14 protein-coding genes are annotated in these 18,676 nt (G+C 34.0%); 12 read left to right on the top strand and 2 right to left on the bottom strand.

Annotated features, from left to right (window positions below; genetic code table 11):
- Positions 1–200: 200 nt before the first annotated feature.
- From rlmD to NCCP28_RS18660, 5 genes are all read left to right on the top strand, one after another.
- Entirely contained in the window at positions 201–1,595 is a 1,395-nt protein-coding gene (rlmD, locus tag NCCP28_RS18680; RefSeq protein ID WP_248562742.1) for a 23S rRNA (uracil(1939)-C(5))-methyltransferase RlmD, read from the top strand.
- Between the two features lie 288 nt (positions 1,596–1,883).
- Positions 1,884–2,480, top strand: coding sequence for a TetR/AcrR family transcriptional regulator (locus tag NCCP28_RS18675; protein ID WP_248562741.1), 597 nt, complete (start codon positions 1,884–1,886; stop codon positions 2,478–2,480).
- Positions 2,481–2,629: 149 nt separating this feature from the next.
- Positions 2,630–3,538 (top strand): macrolide 2'-phosphotransferase, encoded by a 909-nt coding sequence (locus NCCP28_RS18670; protein WP_248562740.1) that lies wholly within the window; start codon positions 2,630–2,632, stop codon positions 3,536–3,538.
- Between the two features lie 159 nt (positions 3,539–3,697).
- The gene (locus NCCP28_RS18665) at positions 3,698–3,880 is read left to right on the top strand and encodes a hypothetical protein (RefSeq protein ID WP_248562739.1); all 183 of its coding nucleotides are present in this window, start codon (positions 3,698–3,700) and stop codon (positions 3,878–3,880) included.
- 341 nt (positions 3,881–4,221) lie between these two features.
- A complete protein-coding gene (locus tag NCCP28_RS18660) occupies positions 4,222–4,833 on the top strand; it encodes a lysozyme family protein (protein ID WP_248562738.1) in 612 nt (203 codons plus the stop codon).
- A 362-nt stretch (positions 4,834–5,195) separates the two neighbouring features.
- Here the strand turns inward: NCCP28_RS18660 and NCCP28_RS18655 are convergent, their stop codons facing one another.
- A complete protein-coding gene (locus NCCP28_RS18655) occupies positions 5,196–7,460 on the bottom strand; it encodes a glycosyltransferase (protein WP_248562737.1) in 2,265 nt (754 codons plus the stop codon).
- A 744-nt stretch (positions 7,461–8,204) separates the two neighbouring features.
- Here NCCP28_RS18655 and NCCP28_RS18650 point away from each other — a divergent pair.
- From NCCP28_RS18650 to NCCP28_RS18635, 4 genes are all read left to right on the top strand, one after another.
- Entirely contained in the window at positions 8,205–9,143 is a 939-nt protein-coding gene (locus tag NCCP28_RS18650) for a magnesium transporter CorA family protein (RefSeq protein WP_248562736.1), read from the top strand.
- Positions 9,144–9,561: 418 nt separating this feature from the next.
- Positions 9,562–10,770: an MFS transporter gene (locus NCCP28_RS18645; protein WP_248562735.1), complete on the top strand. Its 1,209-nt coding sequence runs from the start codon at positions 9,562–9,564 to the stop codon at positions 10,768–10,770.
- A gap of 164 nt (positions 10,771–10,934) precedes the next feature.
- On the top strand, positions 10,935–11,951 hold the full coding sequence (locus NCCP28_RS18640) for an NADH:flavin oxidoreductase (RefSeq protein ID WP_248562734.1): 1,017 nt from the start codon (positions 10,935–10,937) through the stop codon (positions 11,949–11,951).
- Between the two features lie 188 nt (positions 11,952–12,139).
- Positions 12,140–13,168: a threonine aldolase family protein gene (locus NCCP28_RS18635; protein ID WP_248562733.1), complete on the top strand. Its 1,029-nt coding sequence runs from the start codon at positions 12,140–12,142 to the stop codon at positions 13,166–13,168.
- Between the two features lie 253 nt (positions 13,169–13,421).
- On the opposite strand, the gene NCCP28_RS18630 is transcribed toward NCCP28_RS18635, so the two are convergent.
- Positions 13,422–14,660 (bottom strand): sensor histidine kinase, encoded by a 1,239-nt coding sequence (locus tag NCCP28_RS18630; protein WP_248562732.1) that lies wholly within the window; start codon positions 14,658–14,660, stop codon positions 13,422–13,424.
- A gap of 490 nt (positions 14,661–15,150) precedes the next feature.
- Here NCCP28_RS18630 and NCCP28_RS18625 point away from each other — a divergent pair, with 490 nt between their 5' ends.
- From NCCP28_RS18625 to sspO, 3 genes are all read left to right on the top strand, one after another.
- The gene (locus NCCP28_RS18625; protein WP_248562731.1) at positions 15,151–16,368 is read left to right on the top strand and encodes an MFS transporter; all 1,218 of its coding nucleotides are present in this window, start codon (positions 15,151–15,153) and stop codon (positions 16,366–16,368) included.
- Between the two features lie 484 nt (positions 16,369–16,852).
- Positions 16,853–17,944, top strand: coding sequence for a Gfo/Idh/MocA family protein (locus NCCP28_RS18620; RefSeq protein WP_248562730.1), 1,092 nt, complete (start codon positions 16,853–16,855; stop codon positions 17,942–17,944).
- Between the two features lie 130 nt (positions 17,945–18,074).
- Complete coding sequence (gene sspO, locus NCCP28_RS18615) at positions 18,075–18,221, top strand: small acid-soluble spore protein O (RefSeq protein ID WP_248562729.1); 147 nt, start codon at positions 18,075–18,077, stop codon at positions 18,219–18,221.
- Positions 18,222–18,676: the final 455 nt, after the last annotated feature.

Genomic DNA, 18,676 nt, shown 5'->3' with positions numbered 1-18,676 from the left:
GAAAAATAGCTCAGTTAGGGAAAATGAAGCAAAATCAGTGGAAAGTGCAGACTAATCGATAAAAATCGCAGCAAAAGGAGCCTATATTATTTTACTTTTTACCTATACTGGATATTAGGGGAAAGAAGTATTAGTATTAATAGGATAGTGTCATGATAAAAATAATAAAATATTTATAGATGAATGTAGGAGTAAAATAAATGAAAGACAATAAACAAATAAATTCGGTAAAATTGACGCAAGGACAAACCTTTCCATTAACAATAAAACGTTTGGGAATTAATGGAGAAGGTGTAGGATACTTTAAACGCCAAGTAGTATTTGTTCCTGGTGCCCTTCCTGGTGAAGAAGTGGTTGTAGAAGCAACAAAAGTGCAGCCAAAATTCGCAGAAGGCAAAGTGAAAAAGATTCGCAAATCCTCTCCTTTCCGTGTAAAAGCTCCTTGTCCAATTTATGAACAGTGCGGCGGATGTCAGTTGCAGCATTTAGCATATGATCAGCAGCTTAAGGAAAAAAGAGATATTGTTCTTCAGTCATTAGAAAGACATACAAAGCTAGATGTAGAAAAATTAGATATTCTCCCAACCATAGGCATGGAAGAACCATGGAATTATCGCAACAAAAGCCAATTTCAAATCGGGCAGCAAAAAAATGGGAAAATTATTGCAGGATTATATGGAATGGACTCCCATCGACTTGTTCCTGTGCAAAATTGTATGGTTCAGCATCCATTAACCAATAAAGTATCAGAAGAAGTAAGAAAAATATTAGAAGAGCTGCAAGTTCCTATTTACAATGAACGCACACAAAAAGGCATTGTCCGCACGATTGTGACCCGGGCAGGCTTTCAATCAGGAGAAGTGCAAGTAGTGCTTATTACGACACAAAAGGAAGTGCCGCGCAAAAAATTGATTATGGCAGAAATCCAAAAAAGGCTGCCTGAGGTCAAGTCATTGGTCCAAAATATTAACGGCAATAAAACGTCCCTTATTTTTGGCGAAAAAACATTGCATTTAAGTGGAGAAGAAGTAATCCAAGAAACATTAGGAGACTTAAACTTCGAATTATCGGCACGAGCATTTTTTCAATTAAATCCTATTCAAACTGTAAAATTATATGATGAAGTGAAAAAAGCGGCAAGTTTAACAGGCAAAGAAAAAATCGCTGATGCTTACTGTGGTGTAGGCACGATTGGTCTATGGCTAGCAGACGGAGCAAGCGAAGTCCGAGGAATGGATACAATCGAAGCAGCCATAATAGATGCAAAGCAAAATGCGGCCCGCCATAATATTAAAAATGCCACATATGTTACAGGCACAGCGGAACACTGGCTGCCAAAATGGGTAGAAGAAGGCTTTAGGCCAGATGTTGTGGTGGTAGATCCTCCAAGAACAGGCTGCGACCGCAAACTGCTGGACGCTATAAAAAAAGTAAAACCAAAGAAGTTTGTATATGTATCATGCAACCCATCCACCCTTGCAAAGGATATTGATTATTTGGCAAAAGAATATAAAGTCGAGTATATTCAGCCTGTTGATATGTTCCCGCATACAGCGCATGTAGAATGTGTTGTGCAGTTGACGCTGAAGTTGTAAACAAAAAATAACTATCTGACAAAATAAATAAATTCTTGCTAAAATGGCCCCGTTTTCGTTTTAATGTACTTTTGCGAATTCGGGGTCTTTTTTTATACCAGATTTTTTTAAGAGTTTTCAGGATTTATTAAGCAATAAATAGATTATTCATGTGAATGTCAGTTCATTTGCAGGAATAGGGGAAAATAGGATGGCTGCTTGACAGGTTATTTAGGTTTAATTATTATAAAAACAAATAAATAAATTGTTTTTATGGTTTTATAATAACTAATTTGAGGAGAAAGCTTAATGCCGAAGTTTACAGAAATTGAAAAAGAAAGTATAAGGCTAGAGATGATGCGGACTGCACATCAGTGTTTTATCACAAAAGGGCTGAAGAATACATCTATTGAAGAAATAACTTCTTCAGTGTCTATAGCCAAAAGTAGTTTTTATGTATTTTTTAAATCAAAGGAAATGCTTTATCTAGAGTTATTAGTCTCTGAAGGGGAAGAAATTGAAAGACGAATTTGGACAAAAGTAGAACAAGAAAAGGATGTGCGTGGGGCAATTAAAGTTTATCTGCATGAAATGTCCTCTGCTTTAGAAGCAAATATATTAACACAGAGACTCATTACCAATTTAGAAGAATATAACATGGTATCTCGGAAGATAGACCCACAATATGCAGCAAGCAAAACTTTAAGAAGTATTGTTCCACTCATTGAGTTTATCAAAAAAAATAAAGGGCTAAAGAAAATAATTAATGAGGATATAGAAGTTATTGCTGGTGTTATTCGAGCCTGTTTGGCCATAATTATTCATAAAAAGGATGTTGGTGAGGAGATTTATCCTAAAGTTCAAGAAATTCTTTTTCAAGCTATAGCAAATGAACTAACAAAATAATCTATAAGAAATCTAAGGCTTTTTCAGCTAACGTATATTTATAGTGGTTTCATAAGATATGTTTCTTTGCAGTTAAAAATAAAGGATTTAAAAGCTTTGAAGAGTTTTATATTCAAAATAGAGATATTAATAAATTAGGATGTGAAAAAATGAGTAAAATGAAAAATGAAGTGTTAGAAATTGCTGAAAAACATGGATTGCTGCTAAAGAAGGATACTTTAATATTTGATGAATCTGGTTTGGACTTTCAGGTGGTCTTTGCAGTTGATCAGCAAAAAAATTCATGGGTGCTTCGAATACCGAGACGTGAGGATGTTATGCCAAGAACAAAAGAGGAGAAAAAAGCATTGGATTTGGTGAATGAGACGATAACTGTTTTTCAAGCGCCCAAATGGTCTATTTATACTAATGAATTGATTGCATATAAGAAGTTGAATGGGGTGCCAGCAGGAACAATCGATCACAAAATTCATAATTATGTTTGGGAAATAGACATTAATAATGTACCTGAATGCTTTTACCAGACATTAGGGAAAGCACTTGTAGCTTTGCATAATGTTTCAAAGGAAAAAACTCTGGAAGCTGGATTGACGGTTCATACACCTGAAGAAGCAAGGCAGTCAATGGAAGAACGTATGAATGCTGTAAGAGAAAAAATTGGAGTAGGAGATGCTTTATGGACTCGGTGGCAGACATGGATACAGAATGATGAGATGTGGCCGACGCAAACAGGTCTGATCCATGGTGATGTACATGCAGGCCATATTCTGATTGATAAAGCTGGAAGCGTAACTGGTTTGATCGATTGGACTGAAGCAAAAGTAACAGATGTATCAAATGATTTCGTTGTAAGTTACAGGACTTTTGGGGAAGAGGGGCTTAACTTGCTTATGAATGCTTATCAAAAAGCAGGTGGTTATGTTTGGCCTAAAATGAAAGAGCATGTTATTGAATTAGAGGCCGCATATCCAGTTGCCATTGCAGAATTTGCAATTTTATCAGGTATAGATGAGTATATGCAAATGGCAAAGCAGGCATTGCAGATACTCGAAGCATAGAATTTAATCAGCCAAAAATAGAAATGAAATTATTAGAGGCTCTACGGCTTTTAATAGAGTTTACGTATAAATTGCTCCTCTATCACAGCCTTTTGCAATATTGCTTGTATGGAATTGGGGAGAGGAACGTTTTTACAGATTGCTAATTGGACTTTACAGATGGTTTATGTAATTTCATTGGGAATAAATAAATGTTCCTATGGTTTCCCTGTTAGTCATGATAGATATAAGCTGAATCAATTGATGATAAAGTTTAAGAAGAAGCTGATGGGGATGTTTTATGGAGCTGCTAAGGGTTCTGAAATGATTATTCATGGAGCAGAACATGAGGCAGTACCTTAATGGATAACTTTTTAATGTATTACTCCCTTATTCTATTGATTTGTGCGGAAAGTTAAATTAATAGGCGTTTTATTTCTTATTCAGTTGTCAATCAGGCAGCTGTTTTTTTGTATAACTTTATAGGTTGAAAAAAGAAATTGAACAGTTTTTCTTGTATAATGAGAAAGAATTCAATAATAAGTAGATAAACATTGCAGCAAATATTTTCGCAGACCTAATTTATAGAATAGATAACATTATTTTAATAAGAAAAAGTTATTTATAAAAATAGCTAGTTTTTTATAGCGCAATTTTAGTTTATCTCTTCCATTATTATAATCTTGTATTGATGAGGGGTAAAAATGAAGAAGAAAAGAAAAGCAGCAGTCAACGTTCTTTTTATAATAGTTATAGTTTTATATTCTATATACTTATTAACAGAAAATGCGCTTAAACAGAGTAATGAAAAGAGATTAATGAAATACTTGCCGATTATCTCGAGTGAATTAGAAGAAAATGATTTAAGTGCGGACGAGTTTGCTCCTGTTTTATTAGCCATTATGGATCAAGAAAGCCATGGAAAAGGGAATGATCCGATGCAATCATCTGAATCTGCTGGTTTAAAAAGAAATAAAATTGATAATCCTTATAAAAGTATAAAGCAAGGCGTTTTTCATTTTTCAGAGATGTATAGATATGGAGAGAAGCTTGGGGTTGACTTGGAAACAATTATACAAAGTTATAATATGGGACCAGGATATATTGATTTTATAGCAAGTAATAAGTCAGCGCATAGTGAAAATTCAGCTAAAACTTATTCTGAATATATGGTGGAGAAGTCTCCATCCATTTATACATGCAATAATGATAAATTGAATTTTCGATATCCTTACTGTTATGGTGACTATACTTATGCTAAAAAGGTAACTGCAAAATTAGATGCAATGAATAGTATTATTAAAAATAATTTATAGAATTCTTAATTCATCAAAATTGTGAGTTACAGTGGAGTCAAACATCTCTATTATATTCATGTTAACCATTCCTTCCATTCTTTTGTGCTGCTCTTATTAGAACGCATAAAGGGGAGGTAATGGTAGCATTTATTCAGAACATTTTATCTGTTTATCGAACTCTGACAGCAAATAAAATGAAACTTCAATTAGTGCTCTTTTATGCCCACTGATTGTTAACTGAACTAATCAGGCTTTTAATCCTCACCTGGATTTTTTGTTTTTCCTTGTAATCTTGAGGTTAGGGAAAGGTCTGTTAATGGTTAATAAAAAGAGAGCATCCTACCTTGCGTGCAGCGAAGTAGGATGCTCTCCTTTGAATTTTAGGCTCCCTCTTGCATCGAACGATTGTCATTTTCAAAACTTAGCCCATAATAGTAATATAATCCTTTTTTACGCATCCATTGGACTCGCACAAAAGCGTGCTTTTCTGTTTTTTCTTTCATAACAAAGGAAAATTTTTGCTGCTTTATACGCTTTCTCGTTTTTAATTGGCAGCCTGAATTGCTGAGGTCTACTAATTTTCCTTGTATGGATTGGTTGAAAAACTGGATATTTACTGGGATATTTGTTTTTTGCCTAATAGATTTTCGGTTTAGTTTTTTAGGATTTTTTTGAGTTTTACGGAAAAATCCGATTATCGCTCCTAATACAGAAGCATTTTCATAAATTTTATTAGAATAAATATCAATCGATTCAACAAATAAAGCAGAAATCAAGGATTTGTATTGATCATTGCTTACATCTACAAAGGATACTCCAATATAATAAGAATCGTTTATTTTCGTTACCCAATGTTTTTGCAGCTTCAATCCATGTATAGTATTCGTATTCAAATATAAAAATTTGTCATTGGCAATAAACTGAAAGGTATCAAATTCCTTTTCCTTTATTTCCATTCTAGCTCCATGCTCACTCATATCTGTAATTGTACATGGTATTTGCAGTCCCTGTTTTTGTTTATTTGAGAGATTTGCAGCCAAGTTGACCATAAATCTTTCTGTTCCTCTAAACCTTGGACGCTCTACTGTAATTAACAAAGCAATAGAAATGGCTAATCCATTATAAATCACCCAAAAAACATTAATGATAAGCATGTCTATAGTTGGATAGATATCTATTGTTGTAAAAACATGGAGGCATACTAAAAGCAGGGAAATAATAGACATGACTAACAAAATAATATAAGGAAGGCTAATTTCCCAAAGGAAACTTCTTTCATTATTTTGAATTCCTTTTCTTGTTACATTAAATTTTCCCTTTTCTTTAAAGAAAATTTCTGATAACACGGAAAAAGCCATATATGGAGCCAATGTCACTTCATAAACATGGCTCCATAACACGCTACGTTTGCTGTCTGCCATCCTTCTGAAAGCAAGCAAAGAAGAGAAAAATGCTGGAAACCAAAATACTATTAATGTAGAAAAATTTGTTTGTATGCTGTATATCGAAAATAGCAGAAAAAGCAATGGCGCCAATAGATAGATCATTTTATAGACACCAAAAAACCAATAATGAATTCCATCCAAATAGAGCAGCCGCTGCATCCATGATAATCCCTTGATGCTGATGGGATTCCATTTTCGTGCTACTTGAATATTGCCTCGGCACCATCTATCTCTTTGTTTAATTAAATCAGGAAAAGTTTCTGCTGAAAGACCGACCGCTAATGTTTCATTTACAAATACAGATTTTTGATTTTTTGTTTGCAGAAGCATGCCTGTAGCCATATCTTCTGTAATGACGCCTGTTGCAAAACCTCCAATATTTTCGAGTGCGGTTCGCCGAAATAATGCATTGCTTCCCACATACATAGTCGAATTAAAACGATCTTTTCCTTCTTCTAGCCTTCTCATAAAAAAATCTTGTTCGTTTGTTAATCGTTCTTCATAAAAGAGATTGTACTGAAAAGGATCTGCGTTATAAAAAACTTGTGGAGCTTGAACAAATGTCACTTGTTCGTCCTTAAAGTAGCCTAGTGTTCGTTCTAAGAAGTTGATTTTTGGCACCATATCAGCATCCATCGTTACAATAATATCTCCATTTGTGACACTCATTGCATGATTTAGATTTCCTGCTTTTGCATGCTTATTATCCTCTCTCTTAATATAATAGGCTCCAAGAGATTCTGTCATCTTTTGGATTTCTTTTCTTTTTCCATCATCACAAACATATACCCGCAATTTTTCTTTAGGATATCTCATTAAAAGACAAGCTGTAATCGTTCTTTTTAATAAATCTGCAGGTTCATTATAAGTTGCAATAAATACATCTACAGTAGGAAGCTCTCTAAATGAGTATAATGGGATTATTTTTCTTTTGAAGGGTTTCCATGACAGGATGGTGAAAATTATTGATTGCGAATAGCCAGCCCATTCTGCTGCAAGCAGTAATAAACCAAATATAAAGCTGACGATCCCAACAGTTGGAAGCGTGCAAAGCGTTCTCCATACTAAATAAATGCCATTTAAGATTAAAAAAGCAAAAAGCAATATATACTTAGACCAAAGATATTTGCTTGCTAAGAAATACAACAGCAATAAAAGAATGGAAGATCCTGCTAACCAATAAAGGATTTCTGTATCCATGATATACTCCTTAATCTTTATTAGAATAGTATGCCTGAAAAAAATACCGTTAGATTCTGATTTATTCATTAGTTATATTAAAAAAATTATATTATATAGGTATTTTAACCTATTTTAATACAATTTTATAGGGGGCATATAGCTTTTAAAGAATCTACGCCCAATTAAGTGTAATGGAGAAACTGTTTTGCAATTTCGATAAAGACTAAGAAATTTAGTAATTGTAAGGAAGCGAGTGAATGAGCAAACATTTGATGCCATCGCTTTTCTTGGGTTTTCAGAAAATTTCCTTTTTATTGATAAAAATAATAATTAGGAAAGTGTAATGCAGGTTGTTGAATTTAAAGATAGCCGAAAAAACATATAAAATATTTCAGCATAAATTGAGGAGAAAGAGGGAGGAAATTGATTTTATAAAATTTGAACAGTCAGCGTTGGCAATCCATCATATTTCATGACCTTATTTTTGTCTAAAAGAGAAATTAGTTTACAACGTTAAATATATAGAATAGAATGTTGTCGTGTTCGAATGAACCAAAAGGTGTTTTATTAATACACTAATCGATTAATAAAAAGGAGTTGAATTTTTATGAGTAGTCGAAAGTGCATGGAACCTGATCCTGAGCCCAGGACTTGCAACGGGAAAGTCATCAATAACCCATTTTTCAAAGTTTTGAATGCTGATAAAACTTCAACTATATGGCAGTGATTTTTGACTTTCTCATAAACTGAGGAGGTTATAGTATGTTAAAGATGTATGCATCAAATGAACAGGGGGCTCTTAAAGAAATTGAAAAGATTTCAAACGGGTGCTGGGTGAATCTAATAGACCCGACAGAAAAGGAAATTTATGATATTTCAAAGGAATTAGAGATACCTTTAGAATTTTTAAAAGATCCTTTGGATGAAGAGGAGCGCTCTAGACTTGAAAAAGATGGAGAAAATATTTTAATTATTGTAAATGTGTCTTTAGTATCAATGGATGAGAATAATCTCCCAATTTATGACACGATACCTCTAGGAATGATTATTGCTAAAAATTGTTTTATTACTGTTTGTTTAAAAGATAATCCAATTTTCGAAACTTTTTCTCGGGGGAAAGTAAAGAATTTTTTTACGTATAAAAAAACAAGATTCTCTTTTCAAATTCTTTATTCCATGGCTACTTCTTATCTGAAATATTTAAAACAAATAAGCAAAAAAACAGATATTATTGAAAAGGAACTGCATCAGTCAATGAAAAATAAAGAACTTTTTTCCTTGCTGAATTTTGAAAAAAGTTTAGTTTATTTTACTACTTCTTTGAAATCGAATAATATTGTGATGCAAAAAATGCTGAAAAGCAACTATTTAAAGATGTATGCAGAGGATCAGGAGCTGTTAGAGGATGTTATTATAGAAAATCAGCAAGCGATAGAAATGGCTGAAACACATACCTCTATTTTAAGTGGGATGATGGATGCTTTTGCATCTGTCATTTCTAATAATGTTAATATAGTGATGAAGTTTTTAACTTCATTTACAATTATTCTTTCGTTGCCAACAATGGTTGCTAGCTTTTATGGAATGAATGTTGCCATTCCTTTTCAAGATTATCGATATTCATTTATTATTGCAATTATTATTGCATTTGGTTTATCGGGTGTGACTGCGATTGTTTTTTGGAAGAAGCGGTTTTTTTAGAACATAGTCTTAAGAGTGTAGACAAAGTAAAAATGGAATGATTTTGAGCTGATCGAAAAAGCTTGTCTTTTGAGGTGTGAAGATTTGGGAGGAGCAGAGTTACCTGAGCCGAACAAGATGAGCAACAAAAAAGCGAGCGTTTGCCGAGAACTTCTGAGCATGTTTTATTAGAGCATGCTCTTTCTTTTTGTCTATTTATTGTATGGATTCATTGCCACTTAATAATGGAAGCGATGCAATAAATTTCAGAGGAAGATTTTTTAAGAATTATTGCTCTCTAAAATGATTTTATTCACTAAACGAAAATTTCGTATATAAAAATAAATAAGTGAATGATATGATAATACAAGAATATTAATATATATGGAGTTAGCTAAAAAATGTAAATGCTAATGGTTCACATAAGGAGAGCGGTAGTATGGCAGCATGGAAGCGTAATTTACTGGTACTATGGGTCGGAGTATTTTTTACAGCAGCTAGTTTTTATATGGTAATTCCTTTTTTACCTATTTTTTTATTGGAATTGGATGTACATGAACATACAGAAATGTGGTCAGGTTTATTATTTAGTGCAGCTTTTTTTGCAGGGGCCTTGTCTTCTCCCTTTTGGGGAAGAGTTGCAGATAAATATGGAAGAAAACCAATGATCATTCGAGCTGGATTTGTTTTATTTGTTGTTTATACATTGGCAGCATTTGTAACCAATCCCTATCAATTATTGGTTTTGAGAGTTTTGCAAGGACTGTTGTCCGGATTTATTCCTGGAGCGATTGCATTGGTTGGTACAAATACCCCAGCCCATAAAACGGGATATGCGCTTTCGATGATTTCAACTGCATCTGCAACTGGGGGCATTGTTGGACCATTGCTTGGGGGGCTTATTGCAGAATTGGTAGGCAATAGAAGTGCATTTGCCAGTGCTGGTTTTATTGTCCTTCTTGCGACGATTCTTATTATCTTTTGGGTGAAAGAAGAAAATTTTACTCCAAGCAAGGAGAAAGGATCAGTTAAAATCGATATCAAAATGGCGTATGCGAATAAACCTTTGATGCTGGTCTTACTATTAACGGTTATCACATCCTGTTCCATTATGACAATTGAACCAATCCTTCCTTTATATATTGTGGATATAGGTGGTTCTTCTGATAATGCCGCTTTATTGGCAGGTTTTGTGTTTTCATTGCCTGGAATAGCAAGTGTATTAATGGCACCTTGTTGGGGGAAATGGGCAGACAAAGTCGGATTTAACAGAGTTTTATTTATTGGATTAATTGGTGGAGGAATTGGAACGCTTGCCCAAATTATATTCGCTAATATTTGGGGATTTTCCATTATGAGATTTATTTTTGGTCTGTTTTTCTGTGCAGTTTTCCCTAGTTTAAATGGACTTGTTGTCAAGTCAACAACGGAAGACTTCCGTGGACGGGCATTTGGCTTAAATCAAACAGCTAACCAAATAGGTGGAATGGCTGGCCCGATGATGGGCGGATTAATTGGTGGAATTTTTCCCGCTCAAACAGTATTTGTTTTAACAGGCATTTTGCTTTTATGCGCTACAGGCATTGTGTTTTGGAAAGCAAATGTGCTGACTCCAAGATATAGAAGCAATATAGTACATGAAAAATAGCTTTATTTTTTAGAATGTATCTAATTTGAAAGATTTTCAAATTAGATACATTCTTTTATTTTTGGAAATTCACAAAAAATTCATTAGCTAAATAAGGGAAGTCTGGTGTATAGTTTAGAAAAAATAAATGGAATATTCTTAATAAATGAGTTGGCGGTGCAATAATGACTGAAGCAATGAAAGGTAAAAAGAACTCCATATTATTAGAGAGTACCGAAATAAAAGGATATGTGTTTTCTAATCGTTATGTTTGTGCACCATTTGATATTGCAAAAGCTGAGAATAATGGGATTATTACAGAAGAGCTATTGACTATTTACGGTTCACGTGTTGGCCCATCCTTAATTATTGTAGAACAGGCTGCTGTAGCAAAAGCTGGCCAATATAGGGAAAGGTTGATTTTCACAGATCGTGATGAGTGCATTAATGGGCTAGAAAAACTTGCAAATGTCATACATCAAAACAATCAAGTTGCGGTCATGCAAATTAATCATGCTGGAAGTGCTGCGGATATTTCATTAACAGGATTAGAAGCAGTAGCCCCATCAGCGGTAATACACCCTACTGTTAAGCGGTCTATGCCAAGAGCATTGACTGTATTAGAAATTAAGGAGATAAAAGAAGCATTTATTCAAGCTGCTCTCCGTGTAAAAGAGGCAGGATTTGATGGCGTAGAAATTCATAATTGCCACGGCTTTTTACTATCCCAATTTTTATCTCCGCTAACGAATAAAAGATCGGATGAGTATGGAGGAAGTCTGGATAACCGGAGCAGACTTCTTTTGGAAATTGTTAAAGGTGTACGAAAAGCCGTGGGGGAAGAGTTCCTGCTGTTAGTGCGTTTAGGTTTGGACGACTTTTTATCAGGTGGAATGACAGCAGAGGATGGTTGTTTGGTTGCAGAAAAATTACAAGAAGCGGGAATTGATATACTTGATATATCTACAGGACTGATGTCTCCGTTAAGTTTACCGGGTCCTGCTATGTTAAGAGAGCTGCTGAAAAAGGCGAAAGCGCATGTAACGATTCCTGTAATTGGTGCAGGAGCATTAGAGAATATAGAAATAGCGGCAGATATGGTAGAAAAAGAAGAAGTGGATTTTATCGCTCTTGCAAGAAAAATTATGAAACAGCCTAATTATGTAGAAGAGTTATTAGAAACTATAAACACAAAGGTTTAATACAAATGGCAATGCATACTGGTAAGATTGATTTTTTAAATTAATCTTGCCTTTTTTATGTTTCTATTAAAAATTTGCATAATAAAGGTAAAGACGATAACGACTGATTTTTTTCTTTTCGTAACACTAAATAATTAATTTCGAGAAAAAAATGATAAAATAGGAAGAAAAAGAATGGAGACATGAAGATGTATAGTTTTAAAAATGATTATAGTGAAGGTGCGCATCCTCGGATTTTACAAGCATTAGTAGACACTAACTTTGAGCAAGAAGCAGGATATGGGAAAGACCGCTTTACGTTAAAAGCGGGGGAATTATTAAAAGAAAAAATGGGAAGAAAAGATGTCGATGTTCATTTATTAGTAGGTGGCACACAAACAAATCTTACTGTGATTTCAGCCTTTTTAAGACCTCATGAAGCAGCAATTGCAGCAAAAAGCGGCCATATTTTCACACACGAAACAGGTGCAATTGAAGCAACTGGACATAAAATATTATCTATTGAAACAGATGATGGAAAACTAACACCTGTTTTGATAAAAAAGGTGTTAGACGAGCATACAGATGAACATATGGTAAAACCAAAGCTAGTATACATATCTAATTCAACGGAGATAGGTTCCATATATGTATATAAAGAATTAAAGGACTTAAGCGAATTTTGCCGCAAGAACAGCCTTCTTCTATTTATGGATGGAGCAAGATTAGGATCTGCTTTATGTTCAGAAGAAAGCGACTTGAAATTAAGTGATCTTCCTGAGCTTGTGGATGCCTTTTATATTGGCGGCACAAAAAATGGGGCGCTTTTTGGGGAGGCATTAGTCATTTGCCGTGAATTACTGAAAGAAGATTTTCGTTATCATATAAAGCAAAAAGGAGCCTTGCTTGCAAAGGGAAGGTTATTAGGAATACAATTTGTAGAACTTTTCCGTGATAACCTGTTTTTTGATTTAGCACTACATGCGAATAAGATGGCAGGAATATTAAGGGAGCAGCTGACTAAAGGGAATTTCCAATTTTTAACTCATTCAGCTTCCAATCAGCTGTTTCCAATATTGCCTGACAAACTGATAGAAGAACTGCAAAAAAAATATGATTTTCTAATTTGGGAAAAGATGGATGGAAATGATTCTGCCATCCGTTTAGTTACATCTTGGGCAACCAAAGAGGATGAGGTATTAGCTTTTATAGAAGATATCAAAAAATGCCTTTCTTAAAATCAAAATCCTAAAAGTAGCCTGAATATATAATGCAGGCTACTGAAAAACTTAATGTTTTTTTATGTTTGTATAGGATGAAAAAGACAATTAAAGGAAACATCTATTATTTGAAGAGGCGTCCATTTATCCCACGGAAAGTGGATGGTGATATTTGGAAAACCAATTCATTTATGGAGTAAAAGCCAATTTGAAAATAGTTCCATCCGCTAATTTAACTTTTCAGTGGCCTCTATATAATAAACAGGCATCTTTAAACAGGAATAGTTATATAAAAAGTCGTTCCTTTTCCTTTTTCACTTTCGACTTTTAGCGAACCTTTTATTTTATCGACGGTATTGTAGACCATAAGCATACCAAGTCCTGTTCCTTCTTCTTTAGTAGAATAATATGGTTTTCCTAAACGAGATATTTCCTCTTTTGTCATGCCGATGCCTGTGTCTTGTATGACAAGAAGGATTTTTTCGGATTGTTCTAAAACATTAATGGTTAATGTGCCTCCATCGGTTTCCTTCATGGATTCAATTCCATTTTTTATTAGATTGATTAAACATTGCTGTATTTGATTGTGATCATATCTTGTAGAGAGTGTGTTAGTAAAGCTTAATTGAATTTCAACTTGATGCATTCTAGCATAAGGAAGCAAAAGATTTGTTGTATATTCCACTTCTTTATAAAGATTAGAATAAATCATATTCTCTGATTGAGGTTTGGCCAAAGAGAGATAATCACTGACAATTTTTTCTGCGCGCTTTAATTCTTGCAAGGATAATTCTACATATTTTTTCTCCTCTTGCGTAATGGTATGAGAAGTATTTAAAAGTTGAAGAAATCCGCTTGTTACAGTAAGAGGATTTCTTATCTCATGGGAAACGCTTGCAGATAATTCACTTACCACGTTTAATCTCTCAGAATGTAAATATTTCTCCCGATTTTTACTGTTGGCGATAATTCGCTCAATAAGGAGAGTAATAATAGCAATCATGATAACATGTGTCGTTAATGCATGAACTACTAGCAGCCAAAATTCTTTTGTCAGTTCTTGAAAATAGGTGCTTAATAAGCTAAGATAAATGCCCATAAGAATAAAGGAAATAGCGGAAGCAGTTATTACTCTCTTTTTCGAATCAAACCTTAAAAATTTATTTCTTAGCATAGGGATTAGCAGGAAAGCCGCTGTTGAAAAGATAAAGGAGTTAAGAGTTCCTTCTCCGCCAATATAAAATCGGTAAATATTTAAAATTATATAGAGAATAAATATATTTTTATATCCTCCATATAGAGCAACCATTATAAATGGAATATACCTTAAATCAAAAATAAATCCGATATTCATTTTAATAGGAATGGTTATACAAAGAACCATGGTAAGGGAAGATAGTAGGATAAAAATCCATCTATTAGAAGCATACGATTTATGTTCAAAAAATATTAGATATATCATTACTGGGAATAATAAGAATAAAAAATTTAATAGTAATGTTTCAAACAATGGATTACTTCCTTTCATGCTGTTTCACTTTGGAAAATATTTCGCCTTAATAATATTAGCAGATTTGTTTATTTAGTGACATTATAGGTAGAAAAAATATTTTTATTGAAACTAAGATTTTATCATGCTAGTATAAATTGAAAATAAAGTGAATATTCCTTTAAGCTGGTACAGAGAGACCGAAAAGGGACAGCAGATAATTATGTGATTTTGTTATCTTTGCCTATCTATGCCCTTTTGTCTTAAAGACAGAAGGGTTTTATTTTTTACTTTTACCTAGATAAGGAATTTTTTTTAGCAAATGGTCTGTACAATGAACGTATATCTGCCGCTTGCAAAAGGTTTTTAATGATTGTTCTTCTTTTAAATGAAGTCCTGTGAGGCTTAAAAAGAGAATGGAGTATTTGTTATGCATTTAATGATACAGATCCATTCCTTCCCCACCATAAAGAGAACTATGTTTGCTTAAAAAATATTGGAGGATGGAAATATGAATTATCGAAACAAAACAGTTATAGCATCAGTTGCAGGTTTAACATTGGAGGGCATGGACATTATGTTTATTTCATTTGCCATGTCAATGATTATTGCTAATTTTAATATTGATTTAGCGACTGGAGGCCTAATATCTTCTATTACTAATATAGGAATGCTCGCAGGTGGAGTGATTTTCGGTATTATGGCAGATAAATTTGGAAGAGTAAAAGTATTCACCTACACGATTATTTTATTTGCAATTGGTACAGCATTAACAGGACTTGCAACAAATATTGAGCAAGTGTACTTATTCCGATTTATAGCAGGTCTTGGTGCTGGAGGAGAATATGGCATTGGGATGGCCCTTGTTGCTGAAGCCTGGCCAAAGAACAAACAAGGGAGAGCATCTTCCTATGTTAGTGTTGGTGCCCAATATGGCGTAATATTAGCAGCATTGCTTAGTGCGGTTATTTTGCCTACATTAGGATGGAGAGCGTTATTTTTTGTAGGCGTGCTTCCAGTAATTTTTGCCTTTTTTGTTAGAAGGAATTTGGAGGAATCTCCAGAATGGGTTGCTGCTCAAAATGAAAAAAAGGTTACTAATAAGAAAGAAAAAGGGAAATTAGTGCAGTTGTTTAAAACACCAAGAACTGCTTTTACGACAATTTCTTTAGCGATAATGGCAACTGTTCAAATTGCGGGCTATAATGGGTTGATGATTTGGCTGCCCTCTATGCTTCAACAATCTCAAGGATTATCTGTTTCAGGTTCTGCATTATGGACAATCAGTACAGCTGTGGGAATGATTATTGGAATGCTGACATTCGGCCGATTTATGGATCGGTTTGGTGCAAAACGATCTTACGGAATTTTTCTCCTTGCTTCCGCAGCCGCAGTATTTTTATATTCCTATGCAGAAGGAAGTGCCGGTGTTCTAATTGGTGGTGCCATTGTTGGTTTCTTCTCGAATGGAATGTTTGCTGGATATGGTGCATTAATAAGCAGCTATTACCCAGTTAGTATTCGCAGTACTGCTACTAATACTATTTTTAATTTTGGAAGAGCAATCGGAGGGCTGTCTCCAATTCTAGTTGGCTATATTTTACAAACTTATGATATGACAGCAGCGATGACGTATTTAGCAATTCTATATTGTATATCCTTTGTTGTTATGATTAGTTTAAAGAAAAAACAACCATCTATGGCTATTGAACGAGATGCTTTAGCGTAGTATCTAGTGTGTTTAAATGATATTTTAATCTGTAACAATATTCAATAAAAAAGTAGGAATCCTATGATAAGGTTACCTGCTTTTTTTATTAATCCCTTTTTACTAATTCTTTTGAATTTTTCCTGTAATCGCCATTTATTAAACTGCTTTTGAAAATAGAGAGGAAAATAAAGGGGATATAATGGAAGCGGTTTCTGTTTTGTGCTATGATTCTATCAAAAGAGTAAATAAAACACATTTTTTTCTTATTGTTTAATAGATTTATCCCACATTAATGGGCAATAAGAACCCAGCTCAAGATAGGAGAGGAAATGCGAACCCTAGATGGAGAGAACCTTGCCTGTAAAATCCCGATTGATTCAACTAACAATCAGTGGGGGATGGAAAAAAATACTGATTGAAGTTTCACTTTATTGTTCTATAGTGAATGTTATTTACAGGCTGTTTAGAATAAATTGTTTAATTTACAAGGAGGATTTTATTTATGTCAAGAAAGGTTAGAGTCGGTATTATTGGTTGTGGTGGAATTGCAGAAGGGAAGCATATGCCAAGTTTAGCAAAACTGGAAAATGTAGAAATGGTGGCTTTTTGCGACATTATTAAAGAAAGAGCAGAGAAAGCAGCAGTGAATTTTGGGATAAAGGAAGCAAAAATTTATGAGGACTATAGAGAATTATTAAAGGATGAAACAATAGAGGTAGTTCATGTATGTACGCCAAATAATTCTCACTGCAATATTTCTGTTGCCTCATTAGAAGCTGGAAAGCATGTTATGTGTGAAAAGCCAATGGCGATATCTTCAGATGAAGGAAAAAAAATGGTGGAAGCTGCAAAGCGAACAGGGAAAAAACTAACCATTGGTTATCAAAATCGTTTCCGCACAGACAGTCAATATTTACATAAAGTATGTTCAAATGGAGATCTTGGAGAAATTTATTATGCGAAGGCACATGCAATTCGCCGCCGTGCTGTTCCCACATGGGGTGTATTCCTAGATGAAGAAAAACAAGGAGGAGGCCCTTTAATTGATATCGGAACACATGCATTGGATCTGACTTTATGGATGATGAATAATTATAAGCCTCAAGTAGTAATGGGCTCTACCTACCATAAATTAGGGAAGAAAAAAGGTGCTGCTAATGCTTGGGGTTCTTGGGATCCGGAAAAATTTCAAGTGGAAGATTCCGCTTTTGGTTTTATTAAAATGGAAAACGGAGCGACAATTGTTCTGGAATCAAGCTGGGCCCTTAACTCATTAGATGAGGATGAGGCGAAATGTACCCTTTGTGGTACAGAAGGCGGCTCTGATATGAAGGAAGGATTAAGAATTAATGGAGAAAAGTACAGCAAACTTTATACAGAAAAAGTTGCATTAGATTCGGATGGCGTAGCTTTTTTTAGCGGTTCAGAAGAAAGTGCTGCAGATTTAGAAGCGAGATTATGGATTGAAGCAGTCATAAATGATACAGCGCCAATTGTTGCGCCTGAACAGTCGTTAGTAGTAACTGAAATTTTAGAAGCTATTTATCAATCTGCTGAAACAGGAGAACCGGTATATTTTAAAAAAAGTAATTAATAACTACTTGTGTGATAGTATGCAAATCAGGAATTATTGGAAACGCAGATGATTTTTCATTTGCGTTTTTTTGCTATGGATACATATTCATTAGGGCAATAAGACAAAATAAAGAATGGGGGTGACTATTATGACTAAAAATAAACATACTAGCGGAATTAGTAATAAACAAGCAGTTAAAGATAGTTTATCAAGAGAATATGACCATGAATTTGCGAATGAACCGTTAACTGCAGCGGAAAAACTTAATAATAAAAAAACGAAAAAAAGACAATAATCTTATGAATCATTTAATGTTAGAAAAGATTTAATCCTTTTTAGGCTGTGTGTAAATCGTTATCTTCCGATGTACAGATCGATTAGAGCAAGTTAGCAGGAAGAGAATGTTTGTTCACAGCCTAAAATTTTGTGAAGCTGGAACTTCTTTGGATTAGGAGATAAAGTTTAATCTAATGTGAAAAGGCATTTTTTTTCTATAGCGTAAATCTGTTAAAATAAAAGTACATAATTCGACAAGAAAGCGTTGACAACATATTATATGAGAATTTATAATAATATTGCGGAACCGGTTCTATAACATGAGTGAATAATTTTATTTATGCAGATTTGAAACCGATTACTATTTTACTATATTTTTTAACTTTTAATGAAAGCGATTGTTTTTTTATAATAAAACGGAACCGATTCCAACGATGCGACTAACAAGTGATGATACGATAGACTGTTTAGGGG

This window comes from Niallia sp. NCCP-28 (assembly GCF_023168165.1).
In the GTDB taxonomy this organism is placed as follows: Bacteria; Bacillota; Bacilli; order Bacillales; family Cytobacillaceae; genus Niallia.
Note: the sequence above shows the minus strand (reverse complement) of the source record. Positions and strands in the feature narration are given on the sequence as shown.